Here is a 15,849-nt window from a genome sequence, read left to right on the forward strand (position 1 = left end):
GGGTCAGCTCCTCACGAGGGGCGCGGCGGCGGGGGCGGGGACGCGCTGCGCGAGCGGGATCACGGGCGGGACCGCCTCCGGCGGCTCGCCGAGCAGCACCCGCCGTACGACGCGCTCGGCGGCCCGGCCGTCGTCGAACTCGCAGAACCGCTCCCGGAACGCGGCCCTGAGCGCCGCGGCCTCCTCGCCCGCGTACGAGCCGTCCCGGAAGACGGCGGCCAGCTCCTCCGGGGTGCGCGTGACCGGTCCGGGCGGCTCGGCCGTCAGGTCGAAGTAGACGCCCCGCGTCTCCCGGTAAACGTCCCAGTCGTCGGCGTACACGACGATCGGCCGGTCCAGGTTGGCGTAGTCGAACATGATCGACGAGTAGTCGGTGACCAGCGCGTCCGCCGCCAGGCACACGTCCTCCGCGGAGCGGTGCGCGGTGACGTCGATGATCCTCCCGTCGCCGTGGCCGGACCCCCGGTCGTAGAAGTAGTGGGCGCGCAGGAGCACGACCACGTCCTCGCCGGCGGCCGCGCAGAACGCCGCCAGGTCCAGGCCGGGCTCGAAGCCGGTGTGGTGGTCGCGGTGGGTGGGGGCGTAGAGGACGGCCGTGCTGCCCTCGGGGACGCCCAGCTCCCGCCGGACGCGGGCCACGTCCTCGGCGGTCGCCGTGTAGTAGACGTCGTTGCGCGGATAGCCGTACTCCAGCGCCTCCCAGGAGCCGGGGAAGGCGCGCTCCCACATCTGGGTGGAGTGGCGGTTGGAGGAGAGGTTGAAGTCCCAGCGGTCGACCCGGCCCAGCAGTTTCGTGTAGCTGCCGGACTGCGCGGCCACCACCGGGTACGTCGACTGGTCCACGCCCATCGTCTTCAGCGGGGTGCCGTGCTGGGTCTGCAGGTGCACACTGCCGGGCCGCTTGACGATCCCCTCGGCGAAGTTGGCGTTGTTGACCAGGTACTTCGCGCGGGCCAGCACCTCCCAGCAGCGGCGGGACCCGATCACCGCGTACTCCACGTCCTTCGGCATCGCATGCGCCTGGTCGGCCTCGACGAGGAACACCGAGCGGATGTGCGGGGCGAGTTCACGGGCCTTGGCGTGGATCGCGGCCGGGTTGCAGGCGTAGCCCCGGCCCCAGTAGGCGCAGTAGACGGCCAGGTTCTCGTCCAGCGGGCGGTGCAGGTCGCGGGCGTAGCGCAGCCGGGTGCGCACCGCGCGCGGGCGCGGCAGGCCCTCGGCGGTGTTCACGGCCAGCTGGTTGGCGCCGCGCAGCGCCCGGAACGCGCTGTACGCCCCGGCCGCCAGCAGCCGGTGCTGCACGCCCAGGCTGCCGCCGGGCACCCGGAAACCGGCCGGCCGGTGGCGCCGGTAGAGGCGGGCGGCGCGGCGGAAGAACGCCCGGTGCCCGGACGGCAGCCGCTCGGGCCGGGACGCGGTCTTCAGGACCCGGGTGAACAGCTGCTCGAAGAGCGCGCGCGTCCGCTCGGCGGGCAGCTCCCGCTCGGCGGCCCGGGTCAGTACGAGCTCCACCTGGTCGAGCAGATCGTGCTGGTGCGGCCCCGGCACATTGAGCCGGCTGCCCTGCCGGCGCAGCCGGTGCCGTACGACGACCCGGCGCAGCACCGCGATCCGCCCGGCCGCGAGCGTGGTCAGGCCGCCCCAGCCGAGGTCGGTGAAGTGGCTGTCGGGAAAGGCGAGCTGGTGTTCGGTGAGGAAGCCGCGGCGGTAGACCGCGCTCCACGCCGGGAGCTGTACGCCGGTCAGCTCCGGTAGGTCGGCGGGGGCGAAGGCGCCCTTCGGGGCCCCGGCGAACAGCGGGGCGGCCGGGTTGGTCGGCTCGCCCTCCCACCAGGGGGCGCGCTCGTGCTCGACGTAGAGCACGTCCACCCCGGCGGTCTCGGTCAGCCGGGCGTCCAGCGCCGCGAGCGCGCCCGGCAGCAGCAGGTCGTCGCCGTCGAGGAACAGCACATACGCGCCGGTCGCCGCACCGATCCCCGCGTTCCGCGCCCCGCTCAGGCCGGCGGACGGCGGCGAGTGGACCGGGTTCACCCGGGCGTCCCGCTCCGCGTATCCGGCGGCCACTGCGGCGGCCGGGGAGCCGGGGGCGTCGCAGACCGGGATCAGCTGCAGGTCTCCGGACGACTGGCCGAGAACCGAGTCCAGTGCCTCGGACAGCCGGGCGGCGACCCCGTGGGACGGGACGATGATGCTGAAACGGGGCATTCTGCTCTCTCTGTTGACTTGCGGACGCGTGTGGTGCGGAGGCGAGTCCTGCGGACGACAGGGCCTGCCACGCGACCGGGCCGCCCCGCCGGACGCCAGGTGGACGGCCGGCTCGGGGTGGGCCGCGTCGAGCCGAGGGGCACGGGAACTCCCGGGAGGACCAACGCCGTTCAGCGCGGCTCGGTGACGGGACGGGAACCTGAAGGTCGCGGCACGGTGGCGGTGGTCAACGGGGACCACGTGCAGGCCGACGGCGCCGGCCTGCGCTCCTCCAGCGGCACCACCGGCGGCAGGCCCGTCGCGCCCCGCACCACATGCCGTACGACCCGCTCGGCGGCGTGTCCGTCGTCGTACGGGCAGAACCGCTGCCGGAACGCCGCCCGCAGCTGGGCCGAGCGCGAGCCGCGCCAGTGCCCGGTCGCGAAGATGTCGATCAGCTCGTCCTCGCTGCGCGCGACCGCACCCGGCGGAGAGGCGTGCAGGTCGAAGTAGGTGCCGCGGGCCGCCCAGTACGCCTCCCAGTCGCCCGTGTGCACCACGATCGGCCGGTCCAGGTTGGCGTAGTCGAACATGAGCGAGGAGTAGTCGGTGAGGAGGACGTCCGAGGCCAGACACAGCGACTGCACGCTGGGATGGCTGCCGACGTCGATGATCCGGCCGCCCGTGCCGAGGGGGCCGCCGTGCACCGGGTGGGGGCGGGCCAGGATCACGAAGCGGGGGCCGAGGCGGCGCGCGATCCGCTCCAGGTCCAGCAGCGGGTGCTGGGTGCGCTGGTGGTCGCGGAAGGTCGGCGCGTACAGGATCGCGACCGCGCCCTCCGGGATGCCCAGCAACCCGCGCAGCCGGGCCACGTCCGCCGAGGTGGCCCGCTGGAAGACGTCGTTGCGCGGTGCCCCGTACTCCAGCGTGCGGTACCGGCCCGGGAAGACCCGCTCCCAGGTCAGGGTCGAGTGCCGGTTGCCGGACAGGACGACGTCCCACTGGTCGACGCCGCGCAGCAGCCGGTCGAAGTCGGTGTCGCGGGCCGCCGCCGGGCGTTCCTGGAGGTCCAGGCCCATGTGCTTGAGCGGCGTGCCCTGCCGGGTCTGGACCAGGACCTGCCCGGGCCGCTTGCGCAGGTCCGGGTCCAGGACGTCGTCGGTGACCAGGTACTTGGCGCGGGCCAGCGCCGTCCAGTAGGCGACGGTGCCGGGCCGCAGCCGGCGCGGGCCGGGCGGGACCGTGTGCTGGTGCTCGGGACGGGCGATCCAGGCGGTGCGGATGTGCGGGGCGTGGGTGCGGAACGCCTCCTCCAGGGCGCCCGGGTCGCCGCCGTGGCCCCGGGCCGCCCCGGAGGTGAACACCGCCCGGTCGGCGCGGACGGGCAGCCGCAGCTGGATCCGGTAGTGCAGCCGCAGCACACCGGTCCGCACGGCGCGGGCCAGCTTCACCGCCGCCTTGAAGGTGCGCCGGCGCGCGGCGGAGACCACCTGGAACGCGCGGAAGGTGCGGTGCAGACCGAAGCGGACCAGGACGTTGCGGCGGCGCATCCGGGTGCCGGGGGTGCGGTAGCGGCGGTAGTGGGCGCGGGCCCGGCGCAGGAACTCGCCGTGGCTGCCGCGCGGCAGCCGGTCCCGCCTGGTGAACACCGTGGCGTAGTGGTCGATCATCCGGCGGAACAACTCCGGCCGCCACCGCGCGAGTTCGGGATGGTCCTCGACGTACGCGAACACCCGGTCGTACTGATCGAACAGATCGAAGTGCCCGGTGCTGGTGGTGCCGAGGATGTTGCCCTGCCGGCGCTGCCGGTAGTGCACGCACACCCGGTCCAGGGTGGCGATCGACTCCGCCGTCATCAGCGCGGGGAACGTCCAGGGGGTGTCCTCGTAGTATCCCGGCGGGAAGGCGAAGCCGCGCTCCTCGACGAACTCCCGCCGGTACGCCTTGTTCCAGGCCACCATCAGCACCCCGAGCAGCCCCGGCCGGTCCTGGAGGCGGAACGGTGCCGGGCCCTGCTCGGTGAGCGGGGCGGAGACCTGGTTGCGCACCGCCCGGCCGTCCCAGTAGGTGCGCGCGTAGTCGTACACCAGGACGTCCGGCTCCCCGGACTCCTTGATCCGGTCGGCGATCGCCCTGAGCGCGTCCGGGGTGAGCGTGTCGTCGCTGTCGAGGAAGACCAGGTAGTCACCGCTCGCCTCGGCCATCCCCGCGTTCCGGGCCCGCCCGAGCCCCCGGTTCTCGGCCAGGTGCACGGGCCGTACGCGCGCGTCCCGGGCCGCGTACTCGTCGATGATCGCCCCGCAGGCATCCGGCGAGCAGTCGTCCACGGCGATCAGTTCCAGATCGGGGTACGACTGCGAGAGCACCGAGTCCAGGCACTCGGAGAGGTACGCCTGAACCTTGTACGCGGGGACAATGACACTGAACCTGGGCAAGGGACATCCAAGGGTCGTCGCTCGGCGCGGGGTTTCTGACCGGAAACGGCCGATGGAGTGAATTGGTTACGGTTCGTACGGCATGTGGGGGACTGCCGGGGGACGGCGGGTGAACGCCGAGGGGCGGGTCCCGTACGGCCCACCCCTCGACGTGCGTCGCTACTTGACCGCGCCCGCCATCACTCCGGACACGAACTGCCGCTGGAACGCGAAGAACACGGCCAGCGGGATCACCATGGAGATGAACGCGCCGGGTGCCAGCACGTCGATGTTGTTGCCGAACTGCCGTACCTGCGTCTGCAGCGCGACCGTGATCGGCTGGGTGCCCGACTTGGTGAACACCAGCGCGACCAGCATGTCGTTCCACACCCACAGGAACTGGAAGATGCCGAGGCTCGCGATCGCGGGGCCGCCGAGCGGCATCACCACCCGTGTGAACAGCCGCAGTTCACCGGCGCCGTCGAGGCGGGCCGCCTCCAGCAGCTCGCGCGGGATCTCCGCGAAGAAGTTCCGCAGCAGGAACACCGCGAACGGCAGGCCGAAGCCGGTGTGGAAGAGGATGACGCCGAGGATGGTCCCGAACAGGCCTATCTTCCCGAACAGTTCGGCGATCGGGATCAGCGCCACCTGCACCGGCACCACCAGCAGGCTCACCACACCGAGGAACCACCAGTCCCGGCCCGGGAACTCCATCCAGGCGAACGCGTAACCCGCGAGGGAGCCGACCACGACGACCAGGACCGTCGCCGGGACCGTGATCAGCACGGTGTTCCAGAGGGAGTGGGTGATGTCGCCGTTCTCCAGCAGCTTCCGGTAGCTGTCGAAGGTCAGCTGCGACGGCTTGGCGAACACCTTCCACCAGCCGCTGGCACTCATGTCCTCCGGCGAGCGCAGGGAGGAGGCGAGCAGTCCGATCGTCGGCACCAGCCAGAACAGGCCCACGACGATCAGGAAGACGCGGACCAGACCACCGTTGATCTTCTCCAGCAGCCAGGTCATCGCCGCACCTCCCGCCGCAGCCGACGAACATTGAAGAGCATCACGGGAATCACCAGCACCAGCAGCAGCACCGCGATCGCGCTCGCGACGCCCGGCTGGTCCTCCGCGAAGCCCTTGCGGTACAGCTCCAGGGCGAGCACGTTCGCCTCGGCCTGGGAGGAGCCGGGCGCGATGATGTAGACGAGGTCGAACACCTTCAGCACGTTGATCATCAGCGTGACGGTGACGACCGCGAGGACCGGCGCCAGCAGCGGCACGGTGACCTTGCGGAACACCTGCCACTCGTTGGCGCCGTCCACCCGTGCGGCCTCCAGCAGTTCCCGGGGCACGCCCGCGAGCCCGGCCGCGATCAGCACCATCGCGAAGCCCGCCCACATCCACACGTACGCCCCGATGATCGCCGGGGTGACCAGCGTCGGGCCGAGCCACTCCACGCCGTTGTACGGCTCCCTGAAGTTGCCCGCCGGCAGCCGCAGCCGGGCTCCGTCGGCGGCGGCGGGCAGCGTGAAGGTGCCGTCGCCGGCGGCCCGGGTGGACGCGACCACCCTGCCGTCCTTCACCGCCTCGATCCGCATCCCGGCGTAGCCCAGCTCGGACGGGTCGGGCGCGCCGAGCCGTCCCACGCCCTTGCCGCGCGTGAAGTCCTGCCAGGTGGTGCCGGTGATCCTCCCCGGCTCCGGCCGCGCGGCCACGGCCCTCTTCGCGCTGTCCGGCATCTGGTCCGGGGCCACGCCGACGAGGGGGAGGGTGACCGTGCCGCCGGTGTGGACGGTGGCCTTGGTGATGAAGCCGCCGCCCTGGGGCACGAGCGGCGACTCGCGGCCCGGGTGGGCCTTCGGGAACGCCGACGACTGCGCGAAGGTGTCGTGCACGCCCACCCACACCGCGTTCGCGACCCCCTTGTGCGGATCCTGGTCGTACACCAGCCGGAAGATGATCCCGGCCGCCAGCATCGAGATCGCCATCGGCATGAAGACGACCAGCTTGAACGCCGTGCCCCAGCGCACCCGCTCGGTCAGCACCGCGAACACCAGACCGAGCGCGGTGGAGACCGTCGGCGCGAACACCACCCAGATGACGTTGTTCTTCAGGGCGGTGCGGATGCCGTCGTCGGTGAAGAGCGTCCTGTAGTTGTCGACGCCGGAGAAACCGTCGCCGGAGGAGTTGTAGAAGCTGCGGATGAGCGAGTACCCGATCGGGTAGACCACGAGCGCGCCGAGCAGTACCAGGGCGGGCAGCAGGAACAGGGCTGCCACGGTCCTGCGGGTGCCGGTCACGCTCCTACGACTGCGGGGAGCGGCGGGACCCGGTGAGGCCCCCGCCGCCGTTGCCGCCGACGCCATCGCCGGATCAGCTCCCGCTTCCGTACGCGGCCGCCGCGTCCTTCTCCAGCTTCGCCTGGGTGCCCGCCACGTCCGTCGGGTTCTTCAGGAAGTCCTGCAGGTCCTTCCACTCACCCTTGCCGGGGGTGCCGCCGAAGGCCTGCGGTGCCTGGTCGGACATGTCGAAGCGGAAGTCGTCGCCGGACGCGATCAGCGCCTTGGCGATCTTCTGCTGCACCGCGTTCGGGTACGCCGAGACCGGCACGTTCCTGTTCGGCGAGAGGAAGCCGCCGAGCTTCGCCTGGATCGTCGCCGCGTCCGGGGAGGCGAGGAAGGTGACCAGGGCCTGGGCCGCCTTGGAGTCCTTCAGGATCACCGCCGCGTCACCGCCGGAGACCACCGGCGCGGTCGAGCCGACCGCCGGGAACGGGAACACCTTCGCGTCCGTGCCCACCTTCGCCTTGGTCTCACCGATGTTGACCTGCACGAAGTCACCCTCGTAGACCATCGCGGCCTTCGGCTGGTCGCCGCCGGTGAAGGTCTGGGTGACCGAGGACGGGAACTCCGTCTGCAGCGCGCCGTCCTGGCCGCCCGCGAGGTAGTCCTTCTTGCCCCAGATCTGCGCGAGGGTCGTCAGCGCCTGCTTGACCGACGGATCCGTCCACTTGATCTTGTGCTGGGCGAGCTGGTCGTACTTCTGCGGACCCGCCTGGGACAGATAGACGTTCTCGAACCAGTCCGTCAGCGTCCAGCCGTCCGCACCGCCCACCGAGAACGGCGTGACCCCGGAGTCGTACACGTTCTGTGCCGTCTTCAGCAGCTCTTGCCAGGTCTTCGGCTCCTTGGTGCCCGCACCCTCGAAAACCTTGGCGTTGTACCAGATCAGCGACTTGTTGGCGGCCTTGTAGTAGACGCCGTACTGCTTGCCGCCCACCGTGCCGATGTGCTGCCAGCCCTGGGAGTAGTTCTTCTGCAGCTCCTTCAGGGCGTCCGGCCCGAGCGGCTTGGCCCAGCCCCGCTGCACGGCCTGCTTGATGGCGCCGGGCTGCGGCAGCATGACCACGTCCGGCGGCTGGCCACCCGCGATCTTCGAACCGACGAAGTTGATGATCGGGTCCTGGGCGGGCACGAAGGTCACCTTCGCGCCGGTGCGCTTCTCGAACTCGGCCAGGACCTGTTTGAAGTTCTTCTGCTCCTGACCGGTCCAGACGGCGGCGATCTCCAGGTTCGCGCCGTTCAGTTTCGGCAGGCTGACGGTGGAGCCGGTGGTGGCCCCGCCGGTGGGCTCGCCGCTGCTCTTGTCCCCGTTGTCCTTGCTGCTGGAGCAGGCACTGAGGGCGAGGGCGGCCGTGAGCAGTGCGGCGAATGTGGTGACGGTCCTGTGTGTCCGGATGGTGCTGCTCTTGCTGCGCATCACTTCCCCGTTCGTCGTTCTTCGTTGAACGTCAGAACTCTGTCCGTGCGCTCCGGTGTACGCCGCGCCGCACAAGCGCGGCAAGAGCGCCTGCGCCGTCCGGCGGCTCATCGTGACCGGCTCGTGATCAGGGAGGTATGCGCATGCGGTGCCGCCGGCTCCGGTCAGAGCAGCGAGGGCACCTGAGCCGCGGACACCTCCCGCGCCGCCCGCTGCACGGCGCTCGCCAGCAGGGCCAGGTCGGTGGGGCCGTTGCCCAGCTCCCGCACGGGCCGACGGGCCGGGGGGTCGCCCATGCGCTGCCAGTCCAGCGGGACCACCGTGGGCCGCTGGGTCGCGGTACGCGGGATACGGCCCGTCACCCGGCCGCCCTGGAAACCGACGACCCGCCCGTCCGGGTACGCCAGTCGGCCACGCCCCGGCGCCGGCTCGTCCGGTCCCTGCTGAGGAGCGTCCAGCACGACCCGCAGCGCCGCCCGCCGCGCGGGCTCGGTCTCCGCCGTACGACCGCCGGTCCCGGCCGCCGCCACCAGATGCACCCCGAGCCGCTCGCCCTCCCGGGCCACCGCCTCCAACGCCCGCATCACCGAACCGGCGGCCGGCCGGCCCGGCGAGCCGAGCGGGGGCGAGACCAGCGCGTCCAGGTCGTCCACGACGACCACGAGCCGCGGCAACGGCGGCGCGGCCTCGGCCCGCTGCCGCGCGGCCGCCCCCGGCCGCAGCCGCAGGGTGGAGCTGGGCGGCGCCTCTATGTCACCGGTTCCGGGCGTGCGCTGGGCGACGATCCGCCCGGACACCTCCCGCCCCGCATGCCACTGCGCGAAGTCCGTCCGGCCCAGCAGCTCCGCCCGCCGCTTCAGCTCGGCGGCCAGCGACTGGGCGAACTCCCGCATGCGTACGGGGTCGTTGGCGATCAGATGCGTGGTGACATGGGGTATGTCGGTGCACACCCGCAGCCCCTCGGCGCGTGCCGCGCCCGTCCCGACGCCGTCCCGCCCGTCGATCAGGACGACACCCAGCCGGTCCGGCCGCTCGGCGGCGGCCAGCGAGGCCACCACGGCCCGCAGCAACTCCGTACGACCGCTGCCGGCCGGCCCCTCGATGAGCAGATGAGGTCCGTCGGCCACCAGGTCGGCGGTGAGCGGCCCGCGTGGCCCGGCGCCGAGCACCGGCCGCGCCCGTCCGCCCAGCGCCTGGGTGTCGTCGGCCGCGTCGGCCCAGCGGGCCATCAGCGAGGCAGGGGTGGCCCGGGCCAGTCCCAGCTCGTCCAGCAGCCGCGCCGACTGCGGCAACGGCGCCGCGACGCGCGTGTCCCGCTCGCCGACCGGGCCGTCCGGCCGCAGCGGCGCCAGCGCCCGGGCGAAGCGCTCCGCCCAGGCGGCGGACACGGCGTCCACGGCGGCGAGCGTTCCCGGTCCGACGGGCCCGTCCGGCGCCACCCGCAGCAGCCGCAGCGCCGTCGCGACATCCCCGCTGAGCAGCGCCACGGCACCGCAGTGCCGGAACGTGGGCGTCACCGCGCAGGCGGCCTCGTACGTCCGCTCCACGGGGGAGGCGGGCGAGGCGGGCTCGGTCTCGGCGAGGGAGACCACATGGACCCCGGCCCGCGGCCCGGCCACGGCCAGCCGTGCGAGTGCGTCCCGCAGCGCGCTGCCCCCGGGGTCTCCGTCCACGACGACGACGGTGTAGGGACCCGGGAAACCGCCGCTCCCGCCGACCTCGGTGTCCTCCTTGGCCCAGGAAGGGCGACAGGTGGGGGCCGAGAGGGCGGCCGAGGGGTGGGCGCCGCTCTGGGCACGGGCGGCGGGGGCGGGAGCGTGCCCGTGCGCGGGACCGCCGCTCGGGCCGGGGGCGAGTCCTTGGGCCGGGGCTTCGGGAGCGCCGGGAGCGCCGAGGGGGGTGGCGGAGTGTGCGGTGACGCCGGTGCGGCTGAAAGTCGATGCTTGGCTGGCTGTGCTGGATGCGGCGGTGGGGCTGTGGTGGCCCGGGAGGGGGCCGTGGGCCGGTGCGCCGGGAGTGGCGGTGGTGCGGTGGTGGCCGGTGGCCTGGCCGTGAGGGGCACCGGAGCCGCGGACGGGGGTGCCGGGGTGGTCGGGGGAGAGGCCTCGGGCCGGTGCGCCGGGGAAGGGGACGGTGCCGTGGTCGCCGACGGTCTGGTCGGCCTGGCCGGGCGCGGAGATGCCGGAGCCGGGTGCCTGGGGGCCGATGTGGCCGGAGAAGCCTCCCCGGGCTGAAGTGCCCGGGGCGCCGGGAGTGTCCCACTCGCCGGTCGCCGGGTTCCGGGGCTGGGCCCCGGACGACTCGGCGGGGGTGCCCGCGGGGGAGCCCGGCGGGGCAGTGCCGGTCGGCTCGGTGTGCGCCGGGTCGCCCGGTGCGGTACCGGGTGCCGGGACCCGGGCGGGGTGGGCCGCGGTTCTGCCGGTCGCCGCGTGGTCGTCGAGTCGGCGCAGGAGTTCCTCCGTGCGGGCCGCCGCCTGCTCGCGGTCGTAGGCCAGCAGCAGCCGGCAGTCCTGGCCGTGGCCCGGCCGGACATGCGGGAGCCAGCCGAGCCAGGACCACTCGGCCGTGCGCTCCTCCACGGGGCGGGAACGGTCGGCGCTGATCAGCACGATCTCCAGCAGGTCGGGCGAGTGCAGCGCGGCCAGCTGGGCCAGCACCGCGCGGGTCAGCCCGGACAGCCGGGGCCGCGGACCGGCCAGGCCCAGCGCGCCCGCCTCGCGCAGTGCCGCCGTCACGGGCACCGCGGGCACCACGCCGGTGCCGTCCGGCGCGCTCCGGTCCGCCGTGCCGAGTCGCACGGTCAGCGTCTCCGGGTGACTGGGGCCGCGCTCCCACAACCGGGGCCCCGGACCGAGCGCCGTCAGCAGCAGTGCGGCGGGGTCCGGCCAGGTCTCGGGCTGCTGCGGGGCGGGGAGCGCCGGGGCGGTGCCGACTCGGGCGTCGGTGCCGTCGTACGCCTCGGGAGCCGTGGACTCCTCGCCACGCCCGCCGGCCAGCCGGCGCGCCCAGGCGCCGAGTCCGCGCCGCCGTGCGCCCTGTGGGGCGTCGATGCCTCGGACGGGAGTGCCCTTGCGGCCACTGTCCAGGGGTTCCGTGCCCGTCCCGCCGATGCCGAGGCGCCCTGCGTGGGTGTCCCCACCGGAACGGGCACCGGAGGCGTTCTCGATCCGGGGCGCCCCGCCCTGCCCCGGCACCACGGCCGACTCCCCGCGCCGGTGCTCCTGGCCCCCGCTGCCGGAGGTCCCCCACCCGGCAGGGCCATAGCCGTGCTGACCCGCCCCCACGGGCCCCGGGGCAGCGCCACCCGCAGCCGCCGACGGCGCTTCACCCCCACCGGGGCCACCCGCTCCCGACGACGAAGGCTGTACGGGGGGTTCGGGTGGGAAGCCGAACCCGGAGGACCCCGACGCACCCGCACCCGCAGACGCGTCCGCCCCCGCACCCGGAACGACCCGAACGCACCCCTCCCCGTCGGAGACGGTCCGCACCCGAGCGGCCGGCCCCCCGGACGGAGCAACCCGAAGCGCCGACTCCCCGATCCGCACCAGGCCCCCGGCGGGGACCCGCACCGGGCGCTCGTCCACCCGCACCCCGTCCAGGGCCGTACCGTTCGTGGAGCCGAGGTCGGCGACGGAGATCCGCCCGTCCGCCCCGACCGTGACCGCGCAGTGCAGCCGGGACACGTCGGGGTCGTCCAGCGGCACGTCCGCGTCGGCCGAGCGGCCCACGGAGATCCGCCCGCCGTGCAGCAGATGGACCCCGCCCGCGTCCGGGCCCGCGACGACGTGCAGCTGGGTCGGCGCGTCGTCGAGCTCGGGATGCGGCTCGGGGGCCGCCGGGGCGCCCAGGGACAGCACGGCGCCGTCGACCAGCGGGGGCTCGCCGAGGGCGCAGCGGCGTGGATCCAGCCGCTCGGTGCCGGCGTACAGCACGACGGAGGAGCCCGCGGCGTCACGGCCCTCCCCGGTGACCGCCCCGGCCAGCGCCGACGCGACCGCGGCCAGGTCCGTGCCCGTGGGCGCCGTGACCAGCACGTCGCGGCTCGCGGCGCGGCCCCGCTGCGGGGCAGGGCCCAGCGGGTCTACGACGGTCAGCCGGATCTGCATCGGCGTCAGCGGTCCCTTCTGCGCGGGTCTGCGCGGGACGGACTTCCCCCCACCCCACACGAGCACGTCGGCCAGTACTGGAAGGCATCCTCGCACCTGCCACCGACAACGCGCCCGGGACCCGGTGACAAGTGATCTTGATTGGTCGGCTCTGCCCCCAAAAGTGCCTGACCAGTGGCACACCCGCGATCACTTGAGATCGGTCACGTCCGGCTCCGGCAACCAGGAGACCGGGACGCGCGTCTTTCCGTCGACACGTGGCGCCCACAACGGCGGCACTACAGTGGGTCGGAACAACCGGAACGACAACCGGAATGCAGGCAAGCAAGCTTCAGCAAGCAACAGGGAGCGCGTGACGTGCGGCCAGTCGGCAGCAAGTACCTGCTTGAGGAGCCGCTCGGACGCGGCGCCACAGGCACCGTCTGGCGTGCCCGCCAGCGCGAGACCGCGGGCGCCGAGGCGGCCGTGCCCGGGCAGCCCGGCGAGACGGTCGCGATCAAGGTCCTCAAGGAGGAGCTGGCGAGCGACCCGGACATCGTGATGCGCTTCCTGCGCGAGCGGTCCGTGCTGCTGCGCCTCACCCACCCGAACATCGTCCGGGTCCGCGACCTGGTCGTCGAGGGTGATCTGCTCGCGCTGGTCATGGACCTCGTCGACGGCCCCGACCTGCACCGGTACCTGCGCCAGAACGGCCCCTTCACGCCGGTCGCCGCCGCGCTGATGACCGCGCAGATCGCCGACGCGCTCGCCGCGAGCCACGCGGACGGCGTCGTCCACCGCGACCTGAAGCCCGCCAACGTGCTGCTCCAGCAGCACGACGGCCGGATGCACCCGATGCTGACCGACTTCGGCATCGCCCGGCTCGCGGACTCCCCGGGCCTGACCCGCACCCAGGAGTTCGTCGGCACGCCCGCGTACGTGGCACCGGAGTCCGCCGAAGGCCGCCCCCAGACCTCCGCCGTGGACATCTACGGCGCCGGCATCCTGCTGTACGAGCTGGTCACCGGCCACCCGCCGTTCTCCGGCAGCACCGCGCTCGAGGTCCTGCACCAGCACCTGAGCGCCGAGCCGCGCCGCCCCTCCACCGTCCCGGACCCGCTGTGGACGGTCATAGAGCGCTGTCTGCGCAAGAACCCCGACGACCGGCCCAGCGCCGAGAACCTGGCGCGCGGCCTCCGGGTCGTCGCCGAGGGCATCGGGGTGCACGCGAACGCCGCGCAGATCGCCGCCGCCGAGGGCGTGGGCGCGCTGCTGGCCCCCGACCCGGCCCCGACCGCCGTACCGGGTGTGCCCGGCGCCGCCGACCCCACCCAGGTGCTGCCGAACACCGGTCCCCGGGGCGCGTACGACCCCAACGCGGCGACCAGTGTGCTGCCGCACACCGGCGGCCCCGCCGGCGCCGCCGACCCCACCGCCGTCCTGCCGAACACGGGCGCGGCGGACCCGACCGCGGTGCTGCCGAACACCGGCCCGCAGGGGCAGCAGCCCGAGCAGCCGCACCCCTGGCAGACCCAGCTGCGCGCGGCCCGCGACCGCAACGAGCAGACGCAGGTCCAGTACCTGTCCCCCGAGGACGACCCGCTGCGCCACCGTCCCCAGCGGCAGGTGGCCCGTCCCCAGCAGCAGCCGCGGCAGCCGCAGCCGCGCGGCCGGCAGCAGGGCTACCAGCAGGGGTACGGCCATGCGCCGCAAGCGCCCCAGCAGTACGCCCCGCCGCAGCAGTCGCAGCGGTACGCGCCGCCCGCGCCGGAGCCGCAGCGGCCCGCCCGTGAGCCCCGGGCGCCCCGGCAGCGCAGCGCCAACCCGATGAAGATCCCGGGCCTCGGCTGCCTGAAGGGCTGCCTGTTCACGATCGTCATCCTGGTCGTGGCGAGCTGGCTGATCTACGAGCTGACCCCGCTGCACACCTGGATCGGCCAGGGGCGCAGCTACTGGCACGAGGTGAGCCACTGGGCCGGCCAGGTGAGCAGGTGGGTCAAGGACCTGGGCGGTTCGTCCGGCAGCGGCAACTGACCACGAGCTTGTGGATTTGTCGACATCTGACGGGTGATTTCCGTCTCCGCGGTGAAGGTTGGCTCCTCGGACGCGTAGTTTTAGCGACAACACGCGTCTGTAGGAGCAGTCTTGGCACGGAAGATCGGCAGCCGGTACACCGCGAACCAGATCCTGGGGCGGGGCAGCGCCGGCACGGTGTGGCTGGGCGAGGGGCCGGAGGGTCCCGTCGCCGTCAAGCTGCTGCGCGAGGACCTCGCCTCCGACCAGGAGCTCGTCGGACGCTTCGTCCAGGAGCGCACCGCGCTGCTCGGCCTGGAGCACCCGCACATCGTCACCGTGCGCGACCTGGTGGTCGACGGCAACGACCTGGCCCTGGTCATGGACCTCGTACGCGGCACGGATCTGCGCACCCGGCTGGAGCGCGAGCGGCGGCTCGCGCCCGAGGCGGCCGTGGCGATCGTCGCCGACGTCGCCGACGCGCTGGCGGCGGCCCACGCGGCCGGGGTCGTCCACCGGGACGTCAAGCCGGAGAACGTGCTCCTCGACATGCAGGGCCCGCTCGGGCCCGGCGGAGCCCACCCCGCCCTCCTGACCGACTTCGGCGTCGCCAAGCTGATCGACTCGCCGAAGCGGACGCGGGCCACGAAGATCATCGGTACGCCGGACTATCTCGCCCCGGAGATCGTCGAGGGCCTGCCGCCGCGGGCGTCCGTGGACATCTACGCCCTGGCGACGGTCCTGTACGAGCTGCTCGCGGGCTTCACTCCCTTCGGCGGGGGCCATCCGGGAGCGGTCCTGCGGCGGCACGTCACCGAGACGGTCGTACCCCTCCCCGGTATCCCCGAGGAGCTGTGGCAGCTGCTCGTGCAGTGCCTGGCGAAGGCACCCGCATCCCGGCTGCGCGCCTCCGAGCTGGCGGCGCGGCTGCGGGAGCAGCTGCCGGTGCTGGCCGGGATGCCGCCGCTGGACGTGGACGAGCCGGAGCTCTCCGAGGAGGCCGCCGACGAGCCGGTGCCCTCGGCCACGCCGGGGGACGAGACGGTACGGCGGCGGGGGGCGGTGTCACTCGTCCCCGGGGCCCGGCCGGACTCCAACCGGGACACGCACACGTCGATGAGGGTGCCGGCGCCGGACGAGCTGGCGGGCGGCGCGCACGGGACCGCTCGCGTCCCCCGGGCCACGGGTGCCCCTCGGCCCGGCTCGGCCCGCCACCGCGCGGCGGTACGGCGGCGCAGGGTGACGCTGGGAGTGGCCGGGGTGGTACTGGCCGCTGCGGTGGGCGTCGGTGCGTGGTGGGCGTCCGGCGACGGCGACTCGGACGCGCCGCAGAACATCCACGGCACGTCGGCCCCGTGACCCACCCAGGGGGCGGGGCCCCGGGGCGGTGAGCGCAG

At 73.8% G+C, this 15,849-nt stretch carries 8 protein-coding genes; 2 read left to right on the forward strand and 6 right to left on the reverse strand.

Going from position 1 to position 15,849, the window contains the following annotated elements:
- Positions 1–3 precede the first annotated feature (3 nt).
- The 6 genes from ACFYZB_RS15740 to ACFYZB_RS15765 all read right to left on the reverse strand — a co-directional run bounded on the left by ACFYZB_RS15740 (position 4) and on the right by ACFYZB_RS15765 (position 12,460).
- On the reverse strand, positions 4–2,205 hold the full coding sequence (locus ACFYZB_RS15740; protein WP_388758666.1) for a CDP-glycerol glycerophosphotransferase family protein: 2,202 nt from the start codon (positions 2,203–2,205) through the stop codon (positions 4–6).
- A gap of 170 nt (positions 2,206–2,375) precedes the next feature.
- A complete protein-coding gene (locus ACFYZB_RS15745) occupies positions 2,376–4,619 on the reverse strand; it encodes a CDP-glycerol glycerophosphotransferase family protein (RefSeq protein ID WP_388758668.1) in 2,244 nt (747 codons plus the stop codon).
- A gap of 159 nt (positions 4,620–4,778) precedes the next feature.
- A complete protein-coding gene (locus ACFYZB_RS15750; RefSeq protein WP_388758670.1) occupies positions 4,779–5,618 on the reverse strand; it encodes a carbohydrate ABC transporter permease in 840 nt (279 codons plus the stop codon).
- Positions 5,615–6,895, reverse strand: coding sequence for a carbohydrate ABC transporter permease (locus ACFYZB_RS15755; RefSeq protein ID WP_388758672.1), 1,281 nt, complete (start codon positions 6,893–6,895; stop codon positions 5,615–5,617). Before ACFYZB_RS15755 ends, ACFYZB_RS15750 begins: the two co-directional genes overlap by 4 nt.
- Before the next feature lie 73 nt (positions 6,896–6,968).
- A complete protein-coding gene (locus ACFYZB_RS15760; protein ID WP_388758674.1) occupies positions 6,969–8,354 on the reverse strand; it encodes an ABC transporter substrate-binding protein in 1,386 nt (461 codons plus the stop codon).
- Positions 8,355–8,518: 164 nt separating this feature from the next.
- Positions 8,519–12,460 (reverse strand): FHA domain-containing protein, encoded by a 3,942-nt coding sequence (locus ACFYZB_RS15765; RefSeq protein WP_388758676.1) that lies wholly within the window; start codon positions 12,458–12,460, stop codon positions 8,519–8,521.
- A gap of 357 nt (positions 12,461–12,817) precedes the next feature.
- Between ACFYZB_RS15765 and ACFYZB_RS15770 the strand changes: the two genes are divergently transcribed.
- Together ACFYZB_RS15770 and ACFYZB_RS15775 are read left to right on the forward strand one after the other, a co-directional pair.
- Positions 12,818–14,473, forward strand: coding sequence for a protein kinase (locus ACFYZB_RS15770; protein ID WP_388758678.1), 1,656 nt, complete (start codon positions 12,818–12,820; stop codon positions 14,471–14,473).
- Positions 14,474–14,584: 111 nt separating this feature from the next.
- On the forward strand, positions 14,585–15,811 hold the full coding sequence (locus ACFYZB_RS15775; protein WP_388758680.1) for a serine/threonine-protein kinase: 1,227 nt from the start codon (positions 14,585–14,587) through the stop codon (positions 15,809–15,811).
- Positions 15,812–15,849 lie beyond the last annotated feature (38 nt).

Source organism: Streptomyces sp. NPDC001852 (assembly GCF_042891825.1).
Classification (GTDB): domain Bacteria; phylum Actinomycetota; class Actinomycetes; order Streptomycetales; family Streptomycetaceae; genus Streptomyces.

What these genes read in the sequence shown, in the direction of transcription:
- ACFYZB_RS15740 (WP_388758666.1), bottom strand. Translation starts at nt 2,205, where the DNA reads ATGCCCCGTTTCAGCATCATCGTCCCGTCCCACGGGGTCGCCGCCCGG.
- ACFYZB_RS15750 (WP_388758670.1), bottom strand. Translation starts at nt 5,618, where the DNA reads ATGACCTGGCTGCTGGAGAAGATCAACGGTGGTCTGGTCCGCGTCTTC.
- ACFYZB_RS15760 (WP_388758674.1), bottom strand. Translation starts at nt 8,354, where the DNA reads ATGCGCAGCAAGAGCAGCACCATCCGGACACACAGGACCGTCACCACA.
- ACFYZB_RS15765 (WP_388758676.1), bottom strand. Translation starts at nt 12,460, where the DNA reads ATGCAGATCCGGCTGACCGTCGTAGACCCGCTGGGCCCTGCCCCGCAG.